The sequence below is a fragment of the Castellaniella sp. genome (assembly GCF_034007085.1).
Classification (GTDB): domain Bacteria; phylum Pseudomonadota; class Gammaproteobacteria; order Burkholderiales; family Burkholderiaceae_B; genus Castellaniella.
In genome coordinates this window covers 1-20,961 of record NZ_JAVERO010000001.1, presented here as the reverse complement: position 1 = coordinate 20,961, position 20,961 = coordinate 1, and the positions used below count along the sequence as shown (strand labels likewise).

Genomic DNA, 20,961 nt, shown 5'->3' with positions numbered 1-20,961 from the left:
CGGGCATGCCGTCCTATGCCCTGATTGCGTCCCCCCTGGGGGCGATCCTGCTGGCCGCGGACGGCCGCGGCCTGCTGGGCCTGTATTTCACGGACCAGCGGGATCTGCCCCGGGTGCCTGGGGTGCAGGCCGCCGCCCAGGTGGTCTCCGACCCCACCATGGGGACGCTGGATGGCCGATCGATGCGTACGCTCAAGGCCGTGCGGGGACGGCCTGCGGGCCAGGACGGGGCGCTGTTCCCCACAATCACCCGGACGACCGAATCCCCAAGTGCCAGGCAGTCGGCTGGCCCGCAGACCCTGCGCCTGCTGCAGGACGATACGCCCGTCGCCGCCTTGGTAGTGCTGCAACAGGCTGGACATGAACTGGACGAATACTGGCGCGGTGAACGTCAGGTGTTCGATGTGCGGCTGGCGCCCCAGGGCACGGCTTTTCAGCGGCGGGTCTGGCAGGCCCTGCTGGCAGTCCCCTGTGGCACCACCCTGTCCTATGGCGAACTGGCCGAACAAGCGGGCCTGAGCGCGGCCCATGGGCGCGCCGTCGGTACGGCCGTGGGCCGCAATCCCATCAGCATCATCATTCCCTGCCACCGCATCCTGGCGCGCAATGGCACCCTGAATGGCTATGGCGGGGGGCTGGCCCGCAAGGTCCGACTGCTGCAACTCGAAGGCTTCACGATCTGCGGTCCGTGTCCTGATTGACCCATCAGGACACGGCTTCATTCACCCCGGCGCGTGCGGGTGTCGTGTTTCATCAGCCGTTCTTTTTCGCGCGCCCAGTCCTTGTCGCGCTGGGTATCGCGCTTGTCGTGCAGTTTCTTGCCGCGGCCCAGGCCGAAATCCAGCTTGATGCGCCCCCCCTTGTAGTGCAGGTTCAGCGGCACCAGAGCATAGCCGCGCTGTTCGACCTTGCCGATCAGCTTGTTGATTTCGTGGGCGTGCAGCAGCAGCTTGCGCGTGCGGGTGGCGTTGGGGTGGATATGGGTCGAGGCCGTGGGCAATGGGCTGATGTGCATGCCCAGGATCCACAGGGCGCCATCGCGCACGATCACGTAGGATTCCTTGAGCTGGACATGGCCTGCGCGGATGGCCTTGACCTCCCAGCCTTCCAGGACCAACCCGGCCTCGAAGCGCTCCTCGATGAAATAATCGTGGGTGGCTTTGCGATTTTCGACAATACTCATGAAAGGGTCCGGCCCAGGCGGGAACTGAAAATGTAAAATCCAGGCATTCTAGCTTAACCGACCGATTTCCCGATGCCTTCGATCCAGCGCTCCGTCCTCGTCCCATTCAGTTGCGAACAGATGTTCGATCTGGTGGCCGATGTCGGGCGATACCCTGAATTCATGCCCTGGTGCGGCGGCGCCCAGGTGCAGTGGCACAACGAACAGGGCATGCAGGCGACGGTACAGATCCATTTCGCAGGTATCCGCCAGAGCTTCACCACGCGCAATGACCACGACTATCCGCACCGGATCGTCTTTCATCTGGTGGACGGGCCGTTTTCCAGCCTGACCGGGCATTGGGCCTTTCAGCCCCTGGGCGAAGACGGCTGCAAGGTGCTCTACACCATGGAATATACCTTTTCCAGCCGTGCGCTGTCGGCTGTGGTGGGGCCGGTTTTCAATCGGATCGCCACCAGTTTCATCGATTCCTTCACCCAGCGCGCCTACGCGCTCTACGGGGACTGAACGGTGCGGGTGCAGATCGCCTTTGCCGCCCCCACGCAGCTGTGGCGGCAGACACTGGACGTGCCCGAGGGCGCGACCGTCGGCCAGGCCCTGGCGCTCAGCGGTTTTGCCGAGACGTTTCCTGAATTCTCGGATATTCCGCTTGCAACTGGCGTGTACGGCGAACGCTGCGATGAATACCGGACACTGCGCGAAGGCGACCGTGTCGAACTGTACCGGCCGCTGGTCTTCGACCCCCTGGAATCCCGGCGGCGGCGCGCGGCGCATCGGCGCGAGGCGCCGCAGCGGTCTGTGCGGACAGGCGCGCCACGCGCTTGATGGCGGCGTCTCCGGGCCGGCTGTCGATTGTCGTGTGCGCGACAGCCATGTCCAGACGGCTGCGCTAAGGTGAGCAGGCCGCAGGGGGACAGGCCAGCGAAGTGCTACAGTCAAACTGAATCCGCCAAGTAGGACACCAGCCCCAGGCGGGACCGTATCGAGCGGCGCCACGAGCACAGCCGCAGCAGCCCCATGAAATCCGGAGACACACACCATGGATTTTCGCCTTACCGAGGAACAACAGGCCTTTGCCCAGGCCGCCCGGGAATTCGCCCAGGGCGAACTGGCCCCACATGCGGCGCAGTGGGACGAGGATTGCATCTTCCCCCGAGAAACTTTCGCCAAGGCCGGCGAACTCGGATTCTGCGCCATGTATGCGCCTGAATCCATTGGCGGGTTGGGCCTGCCCCGCCTGGACGCCACGCTGGTGTTCGAGGAAATGGCTGCTGTCGATCCCTCCACCACGGCCTTCATCACCATTCACAACATGGCAACCTGGATGATCGGCACCTGGGCGCAGCCCAGCGTGCGCGACCACTGGGGGCCGCTGCTGACCAGCGGTGAAAAACTCGCATCCTACTGCCTGACCGAACCCGGCGCGGGTTCGGATGCCGCTTCGTTGACGACCAGCGCGCGCCGCGAGGGTGGGCACTACGTCCTGAATGGCGCCAAGGCCTTCATTTCCGGTGCCGGGGACACCGATGTCCTGGTGGTCATGGCGCGCACCGGCGGCGAGGGCGCACGCGGCATTTCGGCTCTGGTGGTGCCGGCCGACAGCGACGGCATCACCTATGGCCGCAAGGAACACAAAATGGGCTGGAACAGCCAGTCCACCCGTCCGATCACCTTCGAAAACGTCCAGGTGCCGGTGGAAAACCGCCTGGGCGAAGAAGGCGAGGGTTTTCGCTTTGCCATGAAGGGTCTGGACGGGGGGCGCATCAATATCGCCACCTGCTCGGTCGGTGCCGCCCAGGGGGCCTACGAAGCCGCACGCCGCTACATGGGCGAACGGCGCCAGTTCGGGCGCGCCCTGGCGGATTTCCAGGCCTTGCAGTTCAAGCTGGCCGACCTGCTGACCCATATCGTGGCTTCCCGCCAGATGGTGCGGCTGGCGGCCTGCAAACTCGACGAAGGCGATCCCCAGGCCACCGCCTACTGCGCGATGGCCAAGCGCCTGGCCACGGACCTGTGTTTCCAGTCCTGCCTGGACGCGCAGCAGATCCATGGCGGCTATGGCTACCTGAAGGACTACCCGCTGGAACGCCTGGTGCGCGATACCCGCGTGCATCAGATCCTGGAAGGTACCAACGAAATCATGCGCCTGATCGTGGCGCGTCATATTCTCACCCAGGAGGCCGATCTGCGATGAATGCGCCCGCTCTTTCCGAAGCCACCGATCAGCTCCCGGTACTGTTCCAGGAAATCCCCGGCCACGACGGCCGACGCATCGGTGTTGCCACGCTGAACAGCCCCCGGACCCTGAACGGCCTGTCCCTGGCCATGTGCCAGCTGCTGGATGCCCGCCTGCAGGCCTGGGCGGCGGATGACGGCCTCGTCGCCGTGGTTCTGAACGGTGCCGGCGACAAGGCGTTCTGTGCCGGTGGCGATCTGCACGGCCTGTACCGCGGCATGCTCGACAGCCCGGCGGGCGACGCCTGGGCCAATGTCCAGGCCCGTGAGTTCTTTGCAACCGAATATCGGCTGGATCACCGCATTCACAGCTATCCCAAACCTGTGTTGTGCTGGGCGAGCGGGATCGTGATGGGTGGCGGCGTGGGGCTGATGCTGGGCGCCAGTCACCGCGTCGTGACCGGCACGACACGGTTTGCCATGCCCGAAGTCACCATCGGGCTGTATCCCGATGTGGCGGGCACCTGGATGCTCAGCCGCCTGCCGCGCGGTATCGGCACATTCCTGGCCTTCACCGGCGCGCAGCTGGGCGCAGGCGATTGCCTGCATTACGGCCTGGCCGATCGGCTGTGCGATGCCAATGGGTTTGATGCCTTGTTGGGCGCGCTGGCGGCCACGGATTGGACGGACGACCCGACCCGGCATGCGGCTCAGGTGGATGCCGTGCTGGACGCATGTCAGGCAGCAGCCCCCGAACCCGGGCCTTTGCAGCGTCACGCGGACCGCATCCGCCTGGCCTGCGGGCGTGCCGATTTTCTGGAAATCGGCGCTGCCATCAGCGCCTGGAAAGATGATCCGGATCCTTGGCTGGCGCGGGCAGCGGCAACTTTTCTGGCTGGCTCACCGGGATCGGCCCGTCTCAGTCATACGCTGCTGGCACGCGCACGGCATCAGTCCCTGGCGGAAACCTTTCGGATGGAATTCACGGCCTCGCTGCATTGTTGTGCCGAACCCGATTTCCGCGAAGGCATCCGCGCGCTGCTGATCGACAAGGACAAGACGCCGCGCTGGAATCCGGCCACCCGAGAGCAGGCCACGGCGGACTGGGTGCAGCGTTTCCTGGCCCCGCTGGGGCCGGACGGGCTGCCGCACCCCCTGGCAGATCTGGGCCCCTGAGCCGACCGGACACGCATGACCCTGAAAAAATTCTACGCATCACCACAGGAGACACACATGAGCAGCACCATCGGATTCATCGGATTGGGCCACATGGGCGGCCCGATGGCACAGAACCTGCTGAAGGCAGGCCACAGGCTTCAGGTCTTTGATCTGGTCCCCCAGGCCGTCCAGACCCTGGTCCAGGCGGGCGCCACGGCGGCCGCCTCGGCGGCGGACGCCGTCAAGGGCGCCGATCTGGTCGTCAGCATGCTACCGGCCAGTCGTCACGTCGAAAGCCTGTACCTGGGCGACGAGGGCCTGCTGGCCTCGATTGCCCAGGGCACGCTGGTGCTTGAATGCAGCACCATTGCCCCCGAGTCGGCCCGCAAGGTCTCGGCCGCTGCCGCGCAGCGCGGCATCCGCATGATCGACGCACCGGTCTCCGGCGGCACGGGCGGCGCTGTGGCAGGGACGCTGACCTTCATCGTCGGCGGCGCAGCCGCCGACCTGGAATCGGCCCGGCCCTATCTCGAAAAAATGGGCAAGAACATCTTTCATGCGGGCGACGCAGGCGCGGGTCAGGTCGCCAAGATCTGCAACAACATGCTCCTGGGCATCCTGATGGCGGGCACCGCCGAAGCCCTGGCCCTGGGCGTGGCCAATGGCCTGGATCCCAAGACCCTGTCGGATATCATCGCCAAAAGCTCCGGGCGCAACTGGGCGACGGAACTGTACAACCCCTGGCCTGGTGTGATGGACAATACGCCGGCCTCCAAGGATTATGCAGGTGGTTTTGGCGTGGATCTGATGCTCAAGGACCTGGGGCTGGCGGCAGAAGCATCCATGCAGGCCCGTGCGACGACCCCTTTGGGCGAACTGGCACGCAATCTGTACGCGCTGCACAGCAGCCAGGGGCATGGAAAGCTGGATTTTTCCAGCATTCTGAAACTGTATCATCAGCCGCGCTGAGCCATGGACGAGGGCGCCGGGTTCCGCCCGTGCGCCGCCCATTGCACCGGCCCGACGAGATCCCCCTGATCAGTCGGAACCGGCCTGGGAAGGCACGCCCAGGTCGAGTACCGCACCGCCGGGCGCACCGATGGCATAGCGCGTCGCCGGCCAGTCCGACAGGGTGATCTCGGCAGCCATGTACAGCCGTCCCCGAGCAAGCGCCGATTCGATCACCCGGCCCACGGGCCGGCCATCGCCATCGCCGGCAGCATACAGATCCGAGCCTGGGGGCAGGGCAGGGGCGCCGGTTTCCCAGGGAACGGCCCCGCAGGCCAGGCGGCGCTTGACGGTCCCCCGATAATGGCTGCGGGCGATGACTTCCTGGCCGGGGTAGCAGCCCTTGGCAAAGTCGATGGTGCCGTTCAGGTCCATGTCCAGGGAAGCCGGCAGAAACATATCCTGGGAAGCCGCCCAGATCCAGGGCCAGCCGCTGGCCAGCCGCAGCGCTGCCCAGGCGTCTTCTCCAGCCGCGCTGGAAGCGTCAGGCAGCACATCCGGCGCAGTGTCTGCAACACGCCAGGCAGCGGGTCGTTCCGCCTGAGCCATGGGGGCCACGATCCAATCCGCGCCCGCGATCGCGACCCGTGTCCAGGCCGGTGTGCCGTGCAGTGTGGCCGCTACGGCATCGATACCCCAGACGCCCCAGGCCCGCAGGGTAGCGTCCAGATCGAGGGTGACTTTCGCACGCAGCACGAACATGCGCAGGCGTTTGATCAGACCTTCCGCCACATCCTGTGACACCATCCAGACAAAGCGATCATCCCCCGTCCGCCAGATCACGCCATTGGCCAGCAAGCGGCCCTGCGGCGTGCAGTACGCCACCGGCACCGCCCGATCGCTGCTCAGGCCAACAATGCCCTGCGTCAGCTGCCCGTGCAGGAACGCAGCGGCGTCGGCCCCCTGGATGCGCACCAGCGCGCAGCCGGGCAGGGGTTGAAATCCGTTGGTGACAAAGCCTTCCATGGAAAATCCGTGAAGATAAAGGTTTCAAGCAATTGGCCAACACCCATGATAACGCGGACGGGCGCAGGCATTGCCGGAGTCGGGGTTCGGGGAGCAATGGAACAGCCAACCGGCTTAGCGGCTTGACGGCTGCTAGGCAACATTTCTCTTGACTCTGGAGTTAACTCCAAGGTTTATTCTGAAACCGTGATGAAGCAGCGCGCAACCGCGTGCCCAGTTCCGTCACGAATTTCGAAAGGAGCCTTGATATGACTGCCAAACGCAAGGTCGAAGTGTTCAGCGCCGGTTGCCCGGCCTGCGCCGAAGTGGTTTCCCTGGTGCAAAGCCTTGCCTGCCCCTCGTGCGCGGTCGAAGTGCACGACATGCACGACATCGCAGTGGCGCAACGCGCCAAGGCGCTGGGTGTGCGCTCAGTGCCGGCCGTAGCGATCAATGCTCAACTCGCGGGCTGCTGCGCCGGGCGCGGCGTGGACGAAGCGAGCTTGCGCGCCGCGGGTCTCGGCCAGCCGTGATGCTGACCATCGGCAAGCTGGCAAAGGCGGGGGACATCAGCCCCGATGCGTTGCGCTATTACGAGCGCGAGGGCTTGCTGATTCCCGCCAGCAAGACCGAAAGCGGTTATCGCCTGTATGGCGAGGAGGCCGTGCGCCGGGTGCGCTTCATCCAGCACGCCCAGGCGTGCGGCTTCACGCTTGTCGAAATCCGCGAGCTGCTGCATCTGCGCCAATCAGCGGATGCCTGCTGCGACGACGTGCGCAGCCGCGCCGTCGAGAAAAAGCTCCAGCTCACCGCCAAGATTCGCACCATGCAGGCGATGTCGGCCGCGCTGGATCGGCTGATCGCCGAATGCGCAGACGGGACGCAGCCGGTCGATGACTGCCCGATCCTGGCGGCGCTGGAGCAGATCGATACCGATGGAGGGATCGCGCCGTGAAGATCGAACTGTTCCAGGTGCCTGGCTGCGCTCGCTGCGATGGCGTCAAGGCGGAACTCCAGAACCTACGACCCGGACAAGGCCCAGCCGGAAGCGCTGACCAAGACCACGACCAACGCGGGCTACCCGTCCGCCGTGCAGAAGTGACGCCGCGATGGCCATCATTCTCGAATCCATACTGACTTGCCCACAGTGCGGGCACGCCTGGCAGGAGACCATGCCGACGGATGCCTGCCAGTTCTACGATGAGTGCCCGGCGTGTCACACGCTGCTGCGCCCCAAGCCCGGCGACTGCTGCGTGTTCTGCTCCTACGGCTCGGTGCCGTGCCCGCCTATCCAGCAGCAGCGCGGATGCTGCGGATAGGATTGAAGCGGCTCAAACGTCGTCCTTCCTGCTCAGGGGTCGCAGCTTGCCGCGTTTGCCGTGGAAAACCTCGCGCGCCAGGCTGTGGCGGCCTTCGCCGAGGTTCAATTGCAGCAGCGTGGCGCGGCGGCGGGCCTCGTCGTCGATGAAGTTCAGAGTGTGGATGGTCTTGTCGATGCTGCCGATCTCGGCAGCAGACGCCACAGGCGCGACTCCATGCGTGAGCGAATCTCGGTCGTGTGCCGCCAGCGCTGCTCGCTCTCGCGGTAGGGCAGCACGCAGTCGGGGTCGGCGATGCCGAGCTGGGACGACAGCGCATGCAGTACCGCGCCGGGTACGGCGGCCGGGTCTTCCAGGAAGGTGCCGAGAAAGCGGGCCGTGGTCTCAGTTGCAGCGCGTAGTGCCCAGGAAGCTGACTGGCATGGCTCAAAGCGCCTCGGCGCAGAAGATGGCCGGCGTGACGATGCGCGTGCGCTCAATGCTGCCGCGTTGCAGCTGCCCGGCGCGACGGTCACCCGTCACCAGGTAGTCGACCTCGCCGCCCAAAGCCATCGCCAGCAGGAAAGCATCGTTTGGATCGTTCGCGTCAATGCCATCCGGCAGCGGCGGCAGTTGCGTCAGAACGATGGCGCGTTGCATGTTGTTGACCATCGTGCCGACGCGGTGCGCGGGCAGGATGGTCTTGAGCTTGGGGTAGCGGCTCACCCGCCGCAGCTCATCGAGCTGCGCCGCCGAAGTCACCAGCTCGAAACGCGCCGCGCGCCAGGCGCGATAGATCGCATCGGGTGGGCCGTGCGGGGAGATCAGCGCACCCAGCAGCACGTTGGTGTCGAGGATGATGCGCATCAGTGCTCACGCGCCCATTGCACAGCCTCGTCGATGAGATCGGTCAGTTCGGTTTCGCTCATGCCGGCGGCGGCCGTCTTGGCCTGATCGACGGCGCGCTCCAGCAGGTAGGCGCGCACGGCTTCCTCGATGAAACGCGACAGGTCACCCTTGCGGCCGCCGCCCTGCGCGGCGATGAACATGCGCACGGACTGATCTACATCCGGCGACACGGCGATGTTCCAGCGAACGGTCTTCATGACGCCCTCCAATACGGTGTTTAAGTGCATAGGTGCTTGTACGCCTTATCGTCATCGCTTGCAACGGTTCGATAAAACTTTCGTTTTACAAGACTCTGCCGCGCCACTCGCCACGCTGTACCGCGAGCGCAAGCTGTCGGTGGCCGCCATCGCGCAGAAGCTGCATGTGTCCAAGAGCACGCTATACAGCTACCTGCGACATCGCGGCGTCGAGATCGGCCCCTACAAGAAACCGGCGCAGACCCAGCCAGGCTCATCGACGAGTGCTGGCGAGGCTGATCCGCCGAAGGTCGCCACGATCCGGCTGACGCTGCGCATCGAGAACAACAGCCAGTTCGTGCGCGGCAAGAAGCGCGCCCGTGAGGGCATCGAGCGCTACTGCTTGTTGGAGTACGACGGCCAGCGGTAACCGACTTAAGCGCTCGGCATCATCAGGCTGTTCCATTGCTCCCCGAACCCCGAGTCGGCCAGTTCACATGGTCATCACCAGCCAATTAAATATTTTTTATATTCATACTAAGATGATTTGAATTTATTGATTGGTTGCTGATGCTTAGAATGGCCGCCTGTCTGTCTCGATTCCAGGCGTCTTCAGCATGTTGCCCATTTCCGCCGTTCCGCATCCCCTGCCATCCGCCGCCAGCCGTCCTGCTGTCCAGGCATCGCCGCACGGTGGCTCTTCGCGCGCGCCTTCGCTGTGGTACGGCCTGTTGCTGGCGGCCGGCCTGGGCCTGGCGGCCTGGTGGCTGGGTGCCCGTTTTCCACTGATCGGCGGCCCCGTGTTCGGCATCCTGCTGGGCATGCTTTGGCGCAACGTGCTGGGCCTGTCCCCGATCTTCGTCCCTGGCGTGGTCTTCAGCAGCCGTCAGGTGCTGAAATGGTCCATCATCGGCCTGGGCTTCGGTCTGAGTTTCGGCCAGGTCATGAAAACCGGGGCCTCGTCCCTGGCCGTGACCCTGATCACGCTGTCCACAGCGTTCCTGGCGGCCTGGCTGCTGGGACGCTGGCTGGAACTGAGCGGCGGCCTGCGCACGCTCATCGGCATCGGCACCGCAATCTGCGGCGGCTCGGCCATCGCGGCCGTGGCGCCGATCATCAAGCCCGACGATCACGAAACCGCCTTGTCGATTTCGACGATCTTCCTGTTCAATATCGTTGCGGTGCTGTTGTTCCCGCCCCTGGGCCATTGGATGGGGCTGAGCGACCATGGCTTCGGCCTGTGGGCCGGAACCGCCATCAATGACACCTCCTCTGTCGTGGCGGCGGGCTATAGCTACAGCGCGGCGGCGGGGGACATCGCCACCGTCGTCAAGCTGACCCGGGCGACCTTGATCATTCCGATCTGCATCGCCATCGCGTTCTGGACGGCCTGGCGCAATCAGCATTCGGAAACCCGAGTGTCGCTGGCCACGATCTTTCCCTGGTTCATCCTCTGGTTCTTGGTGGCTTCGGCGACTCGCAGCCTGGGTCTGATTCCCGACGCGCTGCTCGAACCGCTGAATCTGCTGTCGCAATTTTTGATCATCATGGCCCTAACCGCCATCGGACTGTCGTCCGACCTGCGCCACATGGCCCTGGCCGGTACCCGTCCGCTGCTGCTGGGTCTGGGTGTCTGGGCAGCCGTCTCGCTCAGCAGCCTGGGCGTCCAGTGGCTGGTGGGCCAGATCTGAGCACGATTTCCGCCGCCCGGCCCGCCAGTTCGTTAAACTGGCGGGCATGAAAAAACTGATTCTCTGGCTGCTGATCACTGGCCTGCTGTTGCTGGCGCTCGCCATCGCCGCAGCGGCCTGGTGGGGGTGGCAGCGGCCCGTGTCCATGCGTTCGCCCGTCGTCGACTATCTCATCGACGCCGGCGGCACGCCGCGCCAGATTGCGCAGACGATGCAGGACGCGGGCATCGAGATCCAGCCCGAAGCTTTTGTCTGGCTGGCTCGCCTGAGCGGGCGGGACAAATTGCTCAAGGCCGGTGCCTACGAGGCCCGCGCGGGCGATACGCCCTGGATGCTGCTGGAACGCATGGCCAACGGGGACATGACCCAGGCCCGCCTGACCTTTCCCGAAGGCTGGACCTTTGCCCAGATCCGGGCGGCGCTGGACGCAGATCCCCAGGTGCGCCATGACACGCGGGGCATGGACGATCAGGCCCTGATCCAGCGCCTGGGGCTGCGGGCCCAGGCACTCGAAGGCCTGTTCCACCCCGACACCTACGTGTTCACGCCGGGCAGTTCCGACCTGGACATTCTGCGCCGGGCCGCCGAGGCTGGCCGTCAGATCCTGGAACGCGCCTGGGCGGGACGCGATCGTGACCTGCCGCTGGAAACGCCCTACCAGGCCCTGATCCTGGCTTCCATCGTTGAAAAGGAAACCGGCCATGGCGCCGACCGGGCGCGGGTGGCGGGTGTGTTCATCAATCGCCTGCGGATCGGCATGCCGCTGCAGACCGATCCCACCGTGATTTATGGCCTGGGTGCCGATTACCAGGGCCGCCTGCGCAAGAAGGACCTGGAACGTGATACGCCCTGGAACACGTATACTCGTGCGGGCCTGCCGCCCACGCCCATTGCCAATCCGGGCCAGGCCGCCCTGGAGGCCGCCCTGCATCCGGAACGGCACCAATACCTGTATTTCGTATCCCGGGGCGACGGCACCAGTGAATTTTCCACCAATCTGGCGGCGCATAACCGTGCCGTCGGCAAATACATCCTAAAACGATAGCCCCATGACCCGGAGCGCCTGCTTCATTACACTCGAAGGCCTGGATGGGGCCGGCAAGAGCACGCACATCCCCTGGATCGAGCGCCGGCTGCGCCAGGCCGGAGTGGACCTGTTGTCCACCCGGGAACCCGGTGGCACGCCGCTGGGCGAGAGTCTGCGCGAATTGCTGCTGCATCATCCCATGGATCTGCGCACCGAGACCCTGCTGATGTTCGCCGCCCGCAACGAACACTGGCGCACGCGCATCCTGCCCGCGCTCGATCGCGGGCAGTGGGTGCTGTGTGATCGCTATACCGATGCCTCATTTGCCTACCAGGGCGGTGGCCGCGCGCTCGGTGCCGAACCCGTGCGCGTTCTGGAAGACTGGGTGCAGCAGGGCAGGGGGCCGGACTGCACCCTGCTGTTTGACGTGCCGCTGGAAATCGCCCGCGAACGCCTGTCGCGCGGGCGCGAACAGGCCGATCGTTTCGAACGCGAGGACGCCGCGTTCTTCGAACGCACACGCCAGGCCTATCATGCCCGGGCGGCGGCCGAACCGGATCGTTTTCGGGTTCTCGATGCGCGCTGGAGCATCGAAGAGATCCGCGCCGAACTGGACACTATCCTGGACGGGTTGCTGCGCACGCACGGCTACGCGTCCGCATCAAGCGGGCAGGATCGGGCATGACGGCTTTCCTGCCCTGGCAACAGGCCCCGGCCCGCCGCTGGCTGGCGGCACGCGAACGTTTTGCCCATGCCTGGCTGATCCATGGACAGCCGGGGTGCGGCCAAATGGAATTCGCCCTGGCAGGGGCCGCCAGCCTGCTGTGCGAATCGCCCCGGGACGGCCTGGCCTGTGGCACGTGCCAGGCCTGCCGCTGGGTGGCGGCCGGCAATCATCCCGACCTGCGCCGCATCCGGCCCGATGCCCAGGCGATGCACGAAGGCGCCCTGGACGTCGCCGAAGGCGCCAAGAAACAGCCCTCGCGCGAAATCCGCATCGAACAGATCCGCAGTCTGCTGCCCTGGTTCAATACCGCCACCCACCGGGGCGGCTGGCGCGTGGCCCTGCTGTACCCGGCCGAATCCCTGAATACCATCGCAGCCAACGCGCTGCTGAAAATCCTGGAAGAACCGCCCGAACATACCGTGTTCCTGTTGTCGGCCCAGGCGCCCGACCGCCTGCTGCCGACACTGGTGTCACGCTGCCGGCGCCTGCCCCTGGCACTGCCGCCCGCAGCGGAATCCCTGGCCTGGCTGCAGGCACAGGGCGTCAAAGACGCTGCTGCCAGGCTGGCCGCCGCAGGCGGTGCGCCGCTGCTGGCGCTGAATCAGGCCCAGGCGGGGCGGCCTGTGATGCCCGACTGGCTGGATCTGTTCCTGGAGCAGGCCAGTATCGGTGGCGACGGCGCCGTGCTGGCCGATGCCCTGCAGGCCAGCGAACCGGCTGATTGGGTGGACGGTTTTCAGCGCCTGTGGCTGGATCTGGGCCTGGGCGTGCATGGCCTGCCGCCGCGTTATTATCCTGGACAGGCGGCGAAAATCGCCGCGATCGCCCAGAAACTGGACCCGGCGGCTCTGGCCCGCGCTGCTGCCTGGCTGCGGGAACAACAGCGCCTGGCGCGCCATCCGCTCAACCCCAAACTGCTGGCCGACCACGCCGCCCGCACCCTGCTGCACTCGGTGCGGCCACGATAAACGCTTGCAACATGTATATCGATTCCCACTGCCACCTGAATTTTCCCGATCTGCGGGCCCAGCTGCCGGATGTGCTGGAACGGATGCGGACGGCTGGCGTGGGGCACGCGCTGGTGGTCAGTGTGAATCTGCGCGACTGGCCCGGGCTGATCGATCTGGTAGAGCAGCATTCCTTCCTGCGAGCCTCTGTGGGCGTGCATCCCGACAATGACCCCGAGGATGACGGCGGCATCGAGCCGACCCTGGCAGACCTGGTCAGCCGCGCGGCACACCCTCGGGTCGTCGCCATCGGCGAGACCGGGCTCGATTACTATCGATCGAGCGAACCGCTGGAATGGCAGCGCGATCGTTTCCGTGTCCACATCCGCGCGGCGCACGAAACCGGGCTGCCACTGATCATCCACACGCGTGCAGCCGCCGAAGACACGCTGCGCCTGATGCGCGAAGAACAGGCCCCAGGTGGCGTCATGCATTGCTTCACCGAATCCTGGGACGTGGCGCAAGGCGCCCTGGACCTGGGCTTCTACATTTCCCTGTCCGGGATCGTGACCTTCAAGAATGCGGCCCAGATCCAGGATGTTGCCCGCAGGGTGCCGCTGGATCGCCTGCTGATCGAGACCGATGCCCCCTACCTGGCGCCAGTGCCGTACCGGGGCAAAATGAACGACCCGTCCCGGGTCATTCATGTCGCCGAAAAAATCGCCGAATTGCGCGGCGTGCCCGTGGCCGAGATCGAGCGTGCCAGTACCGAAAACTACTGGCGTCTGTTTGCCAAGGCGGCTGCGACCGCCTGAATCCTGGCCCGCTGCCCGGGCCGCTTATTGACGGAGGTTTGTTCCGCCATGTTCCTGTCCTTCCCGTTTCGTTCAGGTGCGTGCCGCAGCGGCCTGGCCAGCTTGGCGCTGTTGCTGTTGCTGATGCTGACGCTAGGCGCCAGTGCGCCGTTTGCGGCCTTTGGCCAGCAGACCCCCACGGCCGACTGGTGGTCGGCCATCCGCCGTGACGATGTATCCGCAGTGCAAGGGATGCTGCTGCGCTACACCGACCCGAACGCGCGCAATGCCCTGGGCAACCCTGCACTGACCCAGGCGGTGCGAGAACAATCCTGGCGGGTGTTCGATGCACTGCGCGCGGCGCCCGACGTGCGGATCGACGAACCTAATGTCCGGGACGAAACGGCGCTGATGTACCTCAGCATCCTGGGACAGACCGACCGGGCCCGGGCGCTGATCGCCGCAGGCGCCCAGGTCAATCGCCTGGGATGGACGCCACTGCACTATGCTGCATCCAAGGCCCAGGTAGACACGGCGCGCATGCTGATCGAACAGGGCGCCATCGTCAATGCGCCAGGACCGGACGGCACGACGCCGCTGATGATGGCGGCCCTGTCCGGCACGCCGGACATCGTTCGCCTGCTGCTGTCCAGCGGTGCCGACCCGACCATGTTCAACACGGCCCACGAAACAGCGGCGGACTGGGCGCGCAAGCGCAACCACCAATCCCTGGCCGCCGCCCTGGATGATGCAGCCCGCGACATGCGGGATCGTCGCAACGCATCCGCCGCGTCAACGGCAGACGCAGAGCAACAATCCCCGCCAGCGCCGGCCCCGGAAACTCGGACAGACGCGGATGACGCGGCTTCCTTTTCGCGCTACTTCGATCTCGGGCGTTTCGAAGACACGGCGCCGGGCCGCTAGCCAGCCTCAGTTCAGAAACACCCGCGCCTGACGGGGCCGGGCGATGAATCGCCGATGGCCCTGTGCCCGCATCCGGTCGAATTCCAGACTGGGCATGACCACTTCGATGATTTCCTGATTGTCCTCGCGCCGCAGTTCCAGCTGCGCCAGCGGCCCAAAGGCGTGCGCCCGCTGCAGGTTCACCAGCAAGCCCTGGCCCGCCACGGCAGGCGCCGACGGCGGCAGGGGTTCGATCTGGATGTCGTGCGGCCGGACATAGGCCGTGCCGGGGGCATCGCTCGCGGCCTCCAGCCCCGGCACGTCGAGTGCCGCAGCGCCGGTGTGCAGCCGGCCATCGCGGACCCGGCCATGGAACAGGTTCACATGTCCCAGGAACCCGTACACGAAGGCCGTCTCGGGCTTGTCGTAGACAGCCTGTGGCGCGCCCTGTTGCTCGACCCGGCCTTGGTTCATGATGACGACTTCGTCGGCGACTTCCAGGGCTTCTTCCTGGTCGTGCGTGACAAACAGGCTGGTCATGTGCAGTTCGTCGTGCAGGCGGCGCAGCCAGCGCCGCAGTTCCTTGCGGACTTTGGCATCCAGCGCGCCAAAAGGTTCGTCCAGCAGCAGCACGCGCGGTTCCACCGCCAGGGCGCGCGCCAAGGCAATGCGCTGGCGCTGTCCTCCGGAAAGCGCCGCTGGACGGCGATCCGCCAGCCAGTCCAGTTGCACCAGTTCCAGCAGGCCCATGACCCGTTCACGAATCCGGCGCTCATCGGGCCGCTGGCCGCGGGGCTTGACGCGCAGGCCAAAGGCGACGTTCTCGAACACCGTCATGTGTTTGAACAGCGCGTAATGCTGGAACACGAACCCGACCTGTCGCAGGCGCACGTGCGTGCGGGATGCATCCTGGCCAGCCAGCAGCACCTGTCCACTGTCCGGATGTTCCAGGCCCGCGATGATGCGCAGCAATGTCGTCTTGCCGCAGCCCGACGGTCCCAGCAGTGCGGTCAGGCGGCCGTCCGGAAAAGACAGGGACACGTCGTCCAGCGCCGTGAACGCGCCAAACTGCTTGTGGATGTGACGGACTTCGATGCTCATGCGGTTTGCTCCGACGCGATTCGGGCGGCCTGGACGCGCAGGCGCCATTCCGCCAGGGACTTCAGGGCCAGTGTCAGCAAGGCCAGCAAGGCCAGCAGGGACGCCACCGAAAAAGCAGCCGTGAAGTTGTATTCGTTGTAGAGGATCTCCACGTGCAAGGGCAGGGTGTTGGTCAGCCCCCGGATATGGCCCGACACCACCGACACTGCGCCGAATTCGCCCATGGCACGTGCGTTGCACAGGATCACACCGTAGAAAAGCCCCCAACGGATGTTGGGCAGCGTCACGTGCCAGAAGACGCGCCAGCCCGAAGCGCCCAGCACGATGGCGGCTTCCTCTTCTTCGCAGCCCTGGGACTGCATCAACGGGATCAGTTCGCGGGCGACAAACGGCACGGTGACGAAAACGGTCGCCAGCACGATGCCCGGAACGGCAAACAGGATCTGGATGTCGTGTGCCTGCAGCCAGGGCCCGAACCAGCCCTGTGCCCCGAACAGCAGCACGTAGATCAGGCCCGCGATCACGGGAGAAACGGAGAATGGCAGGTCGATCATCGTGACGAGCAGGCTCTTGCCCCGGAAGTCGAAGCGGGCAATGGCCCAGGCTGCACAGATCCCGAACGCCAGGTTCAAGGGCACGGCGATCCCGGCCGCAGTCAACGTCAGGCGGATGGCCGCACGCGCGTCGGGCTCGGCGATTGCGGCCACGCAAGCTGCCCAGCCCTTGCTCAACGCCTCGTGGAAGACCGCCGCCAGCGGAATGAACAGGAACAGAAACAGGAATGCGAACGCCGTGCCCATCAGCGCCAGCCGTATGAACCGGCCTTCGGCAGGCGGGCTCAGGGCAGCGAAGTCTCGGGCGCGCGTATCGAGCGTGATGGAAGTCATGGATTGAACCCCGGCAGTTCAGGGCAGACCGGACGAACGACGCCGCGTCCAGGCCTGCAGCAGATTGATGGCCAGCAGCAACAGAAAGGAAATTCCCAGCATCACCACGGCAATGGCGGTGGCGCCCGCATAGTCGTATTGCTCCAGCTTGGTGACGATCAGCAGCGGGGTGATTTCCGAGATCATCGGCATATTGCCGGCAATGAAGATCACCGAACCATATTCACCGGCCGCGCGTGCGAAGGCCAGGGCGAAACCCGTCATCAGGGCCGGCAGGATGGTGGGAAAGACCACGCGGACAAAGACCTGCCCGCGCGAAGCGCCCAGGCTGCTGGCTGCTTCCTCGTATTCGGGCGCCATGTCCTCCAGCACCGGCTGGACCGTCCGCACGACAAAAGGCAGGCCAATGAAAATCAGCGCTACCACGACGCCCAGTGGTTTGAAAGCGACCTGAATGCCCAGCGGCGCCAGCAGCGCGCCCAGCCAGCCATTGGGCGCGTACAGTGAACTCAGGGCGATCCCGGCCACCGCTGTGGGCAGGGCAAAGGGCAGATCCACCAGGGCATCGATCAGCCGTTTGCCGGGGAAGTCGTATCGCACCAGCACCCAGGCCACCACGCCACCGAACACGGCGTTCACGGCCCCGGCCAGCAGCGCGGCACCAAAGCTCAGGCGATACGAGGCCAGCACACGGGGTGCGCTGACCGCCCGCCAGAACGCTTCTGCGCTCAGGGTCGAGGCCGTCAGGAACGCGGCCGACAACGGCAGCAGAACCACCAGGCCGAGGTAGGTCAGCGTCAACCCCAGTGTCAGGTTGCGGCCAGGCAGCACCGGGGCCGCTGCGAAGGTCCGTGGCGCAAGCATCAGGGGCATGGACTCAGTGCGCATTCGGCTGGTAGATCTGGTCGAATACACCCCCGTCCGCAAAATGCGTCTTCTGCGCCTCGGCCCAGCTTGGCGCCACATCCGTGATGGTGAACAGGGACAGCCGGGGGAATTGTTCCGCATGCCGGTCGGCGACTGTCTTCAACGTAGGACGATAGTGATTTTGTGCCGCGATCTCCTGGCCCGCTTCTGTGTACAGATAGTCCAGATAGGCTTGGGCCACGGTACGTGTACCGCGTGCTTCGACCACCTTGTCCACCACTGCCACAGGCGGTTCGGCCAGAATACTGACCGAAGGCACGACGATCTCCACCCGATCGGGACCCAGTTCCTTGATGGCCAGGAAGGCCTCGTTTTCCCAGGCCAGCAGGACATCGCCGATGCCGCGTTCGACAAAGGTCGTGGTCGCGCCTCGCGCCCCCGAATCCAGCACCGGCACCTGGCGATAGAGTTTGCCGACGAATTCCCGCGCCTTGGTCTCATCGCCGCCAGGCTGGCGCAAGGCATAGCCCCAGGCCGCCAGGTAGTTCCAGCGCGCGCCGCCGGAAGTCTTCGGGTTGGGCGTGATGACCTGCACATCCAGCCTGATCAGGTCGTCCCAATCCTGGATGTGTTTGGGATTGCCTTTGCGGACCAGGAATACGATGGTCGAGGTATAGGGTGCGCTGTTCAGGGGCAGCTGCTGTTGCCAATCCTGGCGGATCGATCCACGGGCCGCGATGGCGTCGATGTCCGGCGCCAGCGCCAGCGTCACGACATCGGCTTGCAGGCCATCGATCACCGAACGGGCCTGCTTGCCCGAACCGCCATGCGATTGGCGGATCACGACATGATCGCCCGTCTTGTCCTGCCAGTATTGCGCGAAGGCCGCGTTATAGGCCTGGTACAGTTCCCGCGTGGGGTCGTAGGACACATTCAGCAAGGTCACATCGGCCGCATGCGCGGCGCCCGCAAGACTCAGTGCTGCAGCCAGGGAAAGCAGGAATCGCATGAAAAAAACCCTCGGTGGATGAACGAGGGTTCAGGTTAAAGCGTTCCTTTCCAGGACAGAACGAATCGTTTCGTCCAACGATATGAACGCGACGCATTATGCGATGCTGCTATATGCGTATGGTCGCGCAAGGAGGCCTAGGACTGCGGGGGCAGGTACTGTGGGCGCAGGACGCCCCGCAAGCGGTCGTAGGGGATCAGCAGTTCCGGCTGCCCCCAGGCATAAGGGGCGATCTCGTAGGGCTGGTATTTGACCAGCACGCCCGCATCGGTCAAACCCACGTTGTCACTGGAAGCAAAAGGCCACATGCGGTCGAAACTGTCCCGGTCGTCGATGGCGTCCGCATGCTGGTCCAGCCAGCGGGCATGTTCGGCGCGCAATGCGGCGTCAAAGGCTGGCCGTGCGCCTGGTGCCAGCAAATTGTCGATTGTCAGGGCTTTTTCCGAGGCATTGTCCCAGTTCAGCAACTGCGATCCGCCCATGCCATGGGCCATGCCGGTCCGGTACTGGCCCGCGTCCAGTTCGACCACCGTCAGGCGCTCATTGCGATAGCGCGTTCGTGCTGTCAGGTGGACCTCGTCGCGGGCGCCGGCAGTCTTCCAGTAATAGGCTTCGAAACCGTCCAGGGTATCGTAAGGCGCCGCATGCTCGACATCGACCCAGGTCATGGCGGCCAGCGCATGGTCGATCAGGGTCGTCAGGCGGGGATGCCCTGGGAACACCAGGGAATCGACCACCAGTTTCGGGCATTCGCCCTGGCAGCCCGGCCGTTCGCGCGACCATTTGACCGGCTGTGTGAACAGACCGTCCAGACGGGTCTGCTGATCGAGCTGGGCAGGCACCAGGCTCAGGTTGTCGGACGGGCCACTGGCGCAACCGGCCAGGGCCAGGCTCAGGGCCAGGGCAGTGGCCGACAGGGCCGTGCGCGGATGAAAGGGACGGTGTTTCAACGATTGGAGTGGCAGTGGCAAGAACATCATGGCAGAGGCAGCGGCATGCGGATTCAGAGTGCGGCTGGCTGATCCGAAAAAGGTCGAATCATGGATAATAATGGCTTTCCATCCGGGGAAGACATGATCAGAATCTACCATAACCCGCGTTGCAGCACGTCGCGCAAGGCGCTGGAAACGCTCCAGGCTACCGGGCGCCCCGTCGAGGTGATTGAATATCTGCATGGCTTGCCGCCGCGCGATACGCTGCGGGCGCTGATCGGGTCCGCTGGCCTGACGGTGCGCCAGGCCATGCGTTCCAAGGAACCGATCTACGAATCCCTGGGCTTGGCGGATCCCTCACTGACCGACGAACAGTTGCTCGACGCCATCGAACAGCATCCAGTCCTGTTGAACCGGCCTTTTGTCGTCACCGACAAAGGCGTGCGCCTGTGTCGTCCTTTCGAGGCGATCCAGGAAATTCTCTGATTCGCGCCAAACGTTCATTACGCGCTTCCAAAGAGCCTGCGTCTGCCGGCATTTCACGAGGGTCACATGTACGACTTCATGTACGACCTGCCCGAATGGGCCATGTTCATTGGCTGCACACTGCTGGTGGGCGGCCTTTCGTCCGTTGCCCTGATTTCCATGTGGGGTTTGCGCAGGCTGTGGCCCCTCGACACACGGGGTTCCAATATGGCCAACACCATGCTGTCGGGCATTCTGCTGCCCACAGGCATTGTGATCGCCTTCGTGGCATCGGATATCTGGCAGCAGGATGCCAAGGGCCGCACGGCTGTGGAACAAGAGGCCGTTGCCGTGGCCGACACGCTGCGCATTGCCAAACTCCTGCCGACCGATCTGCGCGAACAGGTCACGGGGGTGCTGGATGATTACATCCGCGAGGTCATCGAAGTCGAATGGTTACTGATGGGCGATGGCCGGTCGAGCCAGGTCGCCGAGGATCAACTGGATACGTTGGTGCGCATCTCGATGCAAGTCGAGGCCGGGTCCAGCCAGATCGGTCTGCATCGTGCTGCCGAATCGCTGCGGCGCTACACGATGGATATCGAGGATGCCCGCAATCAGCGCCTGCTGGTCTCCCATAGCCGGGTGCTGCCGACCAAATGGGCCGCGATGCTGGTCTTGCTGTTCGTGGCTGCCTGCGTGCTGTGTGAACTGCACATGGGCCATCGCCGTCCCCTGGCCCTGGCCCTGACCCTGTTT

At 64.9% G+C, this 20,961-nt stretch carries 26 protein-coding genes and 4 pseudogenes; 19 read left to right on the top strand and 11 right to left on the bottom strand.

Going from position 1 to position 20,961, the window contains the following annotated elements; all coding sequences use genetic code 11:
- The first annotated feature begins 5 nt into the window (after window positions 1-5).
- Window positions 6-701, top strand: coding sequence for a methylated-DNA--[protein]-cysteine S-methyltransferase (locus RBR29_RS00150; RefSeq protein WP_320346028.1), 696 nt, complete (start codon window positions 6-8; stop codon window positions 699-701).
- A gap of 17 nt (window positions 702-718) precedes the next feature.
- Here the strand turns inward: RBR29_RS00150 and smpB are convergent, their stop codons facing one another.
- A complete protein-coding gene (smpB, locus tag RBR29_RS00145) occupies window positions 719-1,183 on the bottom strand; it encodes an SsrA-binding protein SmpB (RefSeq protein WP_320346026.1) in 465 nt (154 codons plus the stop codon).
- Window positions 1,184-1,255: 72 nt separating this feature from the next.
- Between smpB and RBR29_RS00140 the strand changes: the two genes are divergently transcribed.
- The 5 genes from RBR29_RS00140 (at window position 1,256) to mmsB (ending at window position 5,485) form a co-directional block, all read left to right on the top strand.
- Window positions 1,256-1,690: a type II toxin-antitoxin system RatA family toxin gene (locus tag RBR29_RS00140; RefSeq protein WP_320346024.1), complete on the top strand. Its 435-nt coding sequence runs from the start codon at window positions 1,256-1,258 to the stop codon at window positions 1,688-1,690.
- Between the two features lie 3 nt (window positions 1,691-1,693).
- A complete protein-coding gene (locus tag RBR29_RS00135) occupies window positions 1,694-2,008 on the top strand; it encodes an RnfH family protein (protein WP_320346022.1) in 315 nt (104 codons plus the stop codon).
- A 214-nt stretch (window positions 2,009-2,222) separates the two neighbouring features.
- Window positions 2,223-3,377, top strand: coding sequence for an acyl-CoA dehydrogenase family protein (locus tag RBR29_RS00130; RefSeq protein ID WP_320346020.1), 1,155 nt, complete (start codon window positions 2,223-2,225; stop codon window positions 3,375-3,377).
- Window positions 3,374-4,534 (top strand): enoyl-CoA hydratase/isomerase family protein, encoded by a 1,161-nt coding sequence (locus RBR29_RS00125; protein ID WP_320346018.1) that lies wholly within the window; start codon window positions 3,374-3,376, stop codon window positions 4,532-4,534. Before RBR29_RS00130 ends, RBR29_RS00125 begins: the two co-directional genes overlap by 4 nt.
- Window positions 4,535-4,591: 57 nt before the next feature.
- The gene (gene mmsB / locus RBR29_RS00120; protein WP_320346016.1) at window positions 4,592-5,485 is read left to right on the top strand and encodes a 3-hydroxyisobutyrate dehydrogenase; all 894 of its coding nucleotides are present in this window, start codon (window positions 4,592-4,594) and stop codon (window positions 5,483-5,485) included.
- Window positions 5,486-5,554: 69 nt separating this feature from the next.
- Here the strand turns inward: mmsB and RBR29_RS00115 are convergent, their stop codons facing one another.
- Complete coding sequence (locus RBR29_RS00115) at window positions 5,555-6,490, bottom strand: folate-binding protein (RefSeq protein WP_320346014.1); 936 nt, start codon at window positions 6,488-6,490, stop codon at window positions 5,555-5,557.
- Window positions 6,491-6,738: 248 nt separating this feature from the next.
- Between RBR29_RS00115 and RBR29_RS00110 the strand changes: the two genes are divergently transcribed.
- The 4 genes and pseudogenes from RBR29_RS00110 to RBR29_RS00095 all read left to right on the top strand — a co-directional run bounded on the left by RBR29_RS00110 (window position 6,739) and on the right by RBR29_RS00095 (window position 7,788).
- On the top strand, window positions 6,739-7,002 hold the full coding sequence (locus RBR29_RS00110; protein ID WP_320346013.1) for a thioredoxin family protein: 264 nt from the start codon (window positions 6,739-6,741) through the stop codon (window positions 7,000-7,002).
- Window positions 7,002-7,424: a heavy metal-responsive transcriptional regulator gene (locus RBR29_RS00105; protein WP_320346011.1), complete on the top strand. Its 423-nt coding sequence runs from the start codon at window positions 7,002-7,004 to the stop codon at window positions 7,422-7,424. Before RBR29_RS00110 ends, RBR29_RS00105 begins: the two co-directional genes overlap by 1 nt.
- Window positions 7,425-7,487: 63 nt before the next feature.
- A pseudogene (locus RBR29_RS00100) lies at window positions 7,488-7,571 on the top strand (mercuric transport protein periplasmic component); the annotation flags it as partial.
- 7 nt (window positions 7,572-7,578) lie between these two features.
- The gene (locus RBR29_RS00095; RefSeq protein ID WP_320346009.1) at window positions 7,579-7,788 is read left to right on the top strand and encodes a GDCCVxC domain-containing (seleno)protein; all 210 of its coding nucleotides are present in this window, start codon (window positions 7,579-7,581) and stop codon (window positions 7,786-7,788) included.
- 42 nt (window positions 7,789-7,830) lie between these two features.
- Here the strand turns inward: RBR29_RS00095 and RBR29_RS00090 are convergent.
- The 4 genes and pseudogenes from RBR29_RS00090 to RBR29_RS00075 form a co-directional block, all read right to left on the bottom strand.
- Window positions 7,831-7,980, bottom strand: a pseudogene (locus tag RBR29_RS00090) (Tn3 family transposase); the annotation flags it as partial.
- A 26-nt stretch (window positions 7,981-8,006) separates the two neighbouring features.
- A pseudogene (locus tag RBR29_RS00085) lies at window positions 8,007-8,195 on the bottom strand (DUF4158 domain-containing protein); the annotation flags it as partial.
- A 19-nt stretch (window positions 8,196-8,214) separates the two neighbouring features.
- On the bottom strand, window positions 8,215-8,634 hold the full coding sequence (locus tag RBR29_RS00080) for a putative toxin-antitoxin system toxin component, PIN family (protein ID WP_320346008.1): 420 nt from the start codon (window positions 8,632-8,634) through the stop codon (window positions 8,215-8,217).
- The gene (locus RBR29_RS00075; RefSeq protein WP_320346006.1) at window positions 8,634-8,873 is read right to left on the bottom strand and encodes a ribbon-helix-helix domain-containing protein; all 240 of its coding nucleotides are present in this window, start codon (window positions 8,871-8,873) and stop codon (window positions 8,634-8,636) included. Before RBR29_RS00075 ends, RBR29_RS00080 begins: the two co-directional genes overlap by 1 nt.
- A gap of 106 nt (window positions 8,874-8,979) precedes the next feature.
- Between RBR29_RS00075 and RBR29_RS00070 the strand changes: the two are divergent.
- From RBR29_RS00070 to RBR29_RS00040, 7 genes and pseudogenes are all read left to right on the top strand, one after another.
- Window positions 8,980-9,270, top strand: a pseudogene (locus RBR29_RS00070) (recombinase family protein); the annotation flags it as partial.
- Between the two features lie 199 nt (window positions 9,271-9,469).
- Window positions 9,470-10,543: a YeiH family protein gene (locus RBR29_RS00065; protein ID WP_320346004.1), complete on the top strand. Its 1,074-nt coding sequence runs from the start codon at window positions 9,470-9,472 to the stop codon at window positions 10,541-10,543.
- Between the two features lie 46 nt (window positions 10,544-10,589).
- Window positions 10,590-11,588 carry an endolytic transglycosylase MltG gene (mltG, locus tag RBR29_RS00060; protein WP_320346002.1) on the top strand — a complete coding sequence of 333 codons (999 nt, stop codon included), beginning with the start codon at window positions 10,590-10,592 and terminating at the stop codon, window positions 11,586-11,588.
- 4 nt (window positions 11,589-11,592) lie between these two features.
- Entirely contained in the window at window positions 11,593-12,255 is a 663-nt protein-coding gene (gene tmk / locus RBR29_RS00055; RefSeq protein ID WP_320346000.1) for a dTMP kinase, read from the top strand.
- Window positions 12,252-13,265, top strand: a complete 1,014-nt coding sequence (gene holB / locus RBR29_RS00050; RefSeq protein WP_320345998.1) for a DNA polymerase III subunit delta' — start codon at window positions 12,252-12,254, stop codon at window positions 13,263-13,265. Before tmk ends, holB begins: the two co-directional genes overlap by 4 nt.
- Window positions 13,266-13,276: 11 nt before the next feature.
- Entirely contained in the window at window positions 13,277-14,059 is a 783-nt protein-coding gene (locus tag RBR29_RS00045) for a TatD family hydrolase (RefSeq protein ID WP_320345996.1), read from the top strand.
- A gap of 48 nt (window positions 14,060-14,107) precedes the next feature.
- Window positions 14,108-14,962, top strand: coding sequence for an ankyrin repeat domain-containing protein (locus tag RBR29_RS00040; protein ID WP_320345995.1), 855 nt, complete (start codon window positions 14,108-14,110; stop codon window positions 14,960-14,962).
- Window positions 14,963-14,968: 6 nt separating this feature from the next.
- Here the strand turns inward: RBR29_RS00040 and RBR29_RS00035 are convergent, their stop codons facing one another.
- From RBR29_RS00035 to RBR29_RS00015, 5 genes are all read right to left on the bottom strand, one after another.
- Entirely contained in the window at window positions 14,969-16,042 is a 1,074-nt protein-coding gene (locus RBR29_RS00035; RefSeq protein WP_320345994.1) for a sulfate ABC transporter ATP-binding protein, read from the bottom strand.
- On the bottom strand, window positions 16,039-16,842 hold the full coding sequence (gene cysW, locus RBR29_RS00030; RefSeq protein WP_320346102.1) for a sulfate ABC transporter permease subunit CysW: 804 nt from the start codon (window positions 16,840-16,842) through the stop codon (window positions 16,039-16,041). Before cysW ends, RBR29_RS00035 begins: the two co-directional genes overlap by 4 nt.
- Before the next feature lie 105 nt (window positions 16,843-16,947).
- Complete coding sequence (gene cysT / locus RBR29_RS00025; RefSeq protein ID WP_320345991.1) at window positions 16,948-17,802, bottom strand: sulfate ABC transporter permease subunit CysT; 855 nt, start codon at window positions 17,800-17,802, stop codon at window positions 16,948-16,950.
- Window positions 17,803-17,806: 4 nt separating this feature from the next.
- On the bottom strand, window positions 17,807-18,805 hold the full coding sequence (locus RBR29_RS00020; RefSeq protein ID WP_320345989.1) for a sulfate ABC transporter substrate-binding protein: 999 nt from the start codon (window positions 18,803-18,805) through the stop codon (window positions 17,807-17,809).
- Window positions 18,806-18,942: 137 nt separating this feature from the next.
- A complete protein-coding gene (locus RBR29_RS00015) occupies window positions 18,943-19,776 on the bottom strand; it encodes an RsiV family protein (protein ID WP_320345987.1) in 834 nt (277 codons plus the stop codon).
- A gap of 102 nt (window positions 19,777-19,878) precedes the next feature.
- Between RBR29_RS00015 and arsC the strand changes: the two genes are divergently transcribed.
- A complete protein-coding gene (gene arsC, locus RBR29_RS00010) occupies window positions 19,879-20,223 on the top strand; it encodes an arsenate reductase (glutaredoxin) (protein WP_320345985.1) in 345 nt (114 codons plus the stop codon).
- A gap of 66 nt (window positions 20,224-20,289) precedes the next feature.
- The coding region (locus RBR29_RS00005) for a hypothetical protein (RefSeq protein ID WP_320345983.1) at window positions 20,290-20,961 on the top strand (672 nt) is incomplete at its 3' end.

Excerpts from the sequence above, each read along its gene's own strand:
- RBR29_RS00150 (WP_320346028.1), top strand. The coding sequence starts at position 6 with ATGCCGTCCTATGCCCTGATTGCGTCCCCCCTGGGGGCGATCCTGCTG.
- smpB (WP_320346026.1), bottom strand. The coding sequence starts at position 1,183 with ATGAGTATTGTCGAAAATCGCAAAGCCACCCACGATTATTTCATCGAG.
- RBR29_RS00140 (WP_320346024.1), top strand. The coding sequence starts at position 1,256 with ATGCCTTCGATCCAGCGCTCCGTCCTCGTCCCATTCAGTTGCGAACAG.
- RBR29_RS00130 (WP_320346020.1), top strand. The coding sequence starts at position 2,223 with ATGGATTTTCGCCTTACCGAGGAACAACAGGCCTTTGCCCAGGCCGCC.
- RBR29_RS00125 (WP_320346018.1), top strand. The coding sequence starts at position 3,374 with ATGAATGCGCCCGCTCTTTCCGAAGCCACCGATCAGCTCCCGGTACTG.
- mmsB (WP_320346016.1), top strand. The coding sequence starts at position 4,592 with ATGAGCAGCACCATCGGATTCATCGGATTGGGCCACATGGGCGGCCCG.
- RBR29_RS00115 (WP_320346014.1), bottom strand. The coding sequence starts at position 6,490 with ATGGAAGGCTTTGTCACCAACGGATTTCAACCCCTGCCCGGCTGCGCG.
- RBR29_RS00110 (WP_320346013.1), top strand. The coding sequence starts at position 6,739 with ATGACTGCCAAACGCAAGGTCGAAGTGTTCAGCGCCGGTTGCCCGGCC.
- RBR29_RS00105 (WP_320346011.1), top strand. The coding sequence starts at position 7,002 with ATGCTGACCATCGGCAAGCTGGCAAAGGCGGGGGACATCAGCCCCGAT.
- RBR29_RS00095 (WP_320346009.1), top strand. The coding sequence starts at position 7,579 with ATGGCCATCATTCTCGAATCCATACTGACTTGCCCACAGTGCGGGCAC.
- RBR29_RS00080 (WP_320346008.1), bottom strand. The coding sequence starts at position 8,634 with ATGCGCATCATCCTCGACACCAACGTGCTGCTGGGTGCGCTGATCTCC.
- RBR29_RS00075 (WP_320346006.1), bottom strand. The coding sequence starts at position 8,873 with ATGAAGACCGTTCGCTGGAACATCGCCGTGTCGCCGGATGTAGATCAG.
- RBR29_RS00065 (WP_320346004.1), top strand. The coding sequence starts at position 9,470 with ATGTTGCCCATTTCCGCCGTTCCGCATCCCCTGCCATCCGCCGCCAGC.
- mltG (WP_320346002.1), top strand. The coding sequence starts at position 10,590 with ATGAAAAAACTGATTCTCTGGCTGCTGATCACTGGCCTGCTGTTGCTG.
- tmk (WP_320346000.1), top strand. The coding sequence starts at position 11,593 with ATGACCCGGAGCGCCTGCTTCATTACACTCGAAGGCCTGGATGGGGCC.
- holB (WP_320345998.1), top strand. The coding sequence starts at position 12,252 with ATGACGGCTTTCCTGCCCTGGCAACAGGCCCCGGCCCGCCGCTGGCTG.
- RBR29_RS00045 (WP_320345996.1), top strand. The coding sequence starts at position 13,277 with ATGTATATCGATTCCCACTGCCACCTGAATTTTCCCGATCTGCGGGCC.
- RBR29_RS00040 (WP_320345995.1), top strand. The coding sequence starts at position 14,108 with ATGTTCCTGTCCTTCCCGTTTCGTTCAGGTGCGTGCCGCAGCGGCCTG.
- RBR29_RS00035 (WP_320345994.1), bottom strand. The coding sequence starts at position 16,042 with ATGAGCATCGAAGTCCGTCACATCCACAAGCAGTTTGGCGCGTTCACG.
- cysW (WP_320346102.1), bottom strand. The coding sequence starts at position 16,842 with ATGGGCACGGCGTTCGCATTCCTGTTTCTGTTCCTGTTCATTCCGCTG.
- cysT (WP_320345991.1), bottom strand. The coding sequence starts at position 17,802 with ATGCCCCTGATGCTTGCGCCACGGACCTTCGCAGCGGCCCCGGTGCTG.
- RBR29_RS00020 (WP_320345989.1), bottom strand. The coding sequence starts at position 18,805 with ATGCGATTCCTGCTTTCCCTGGCTGCAGCACTGAGTCTTGCGGGCGCC.
- arsC (WP_320345985.1), top strand. The coding sequence starts at position 19,879 with ATGATCAGAATCTACCATAACCCGCGTTGCAGCACGTCGCGCAAGGCG.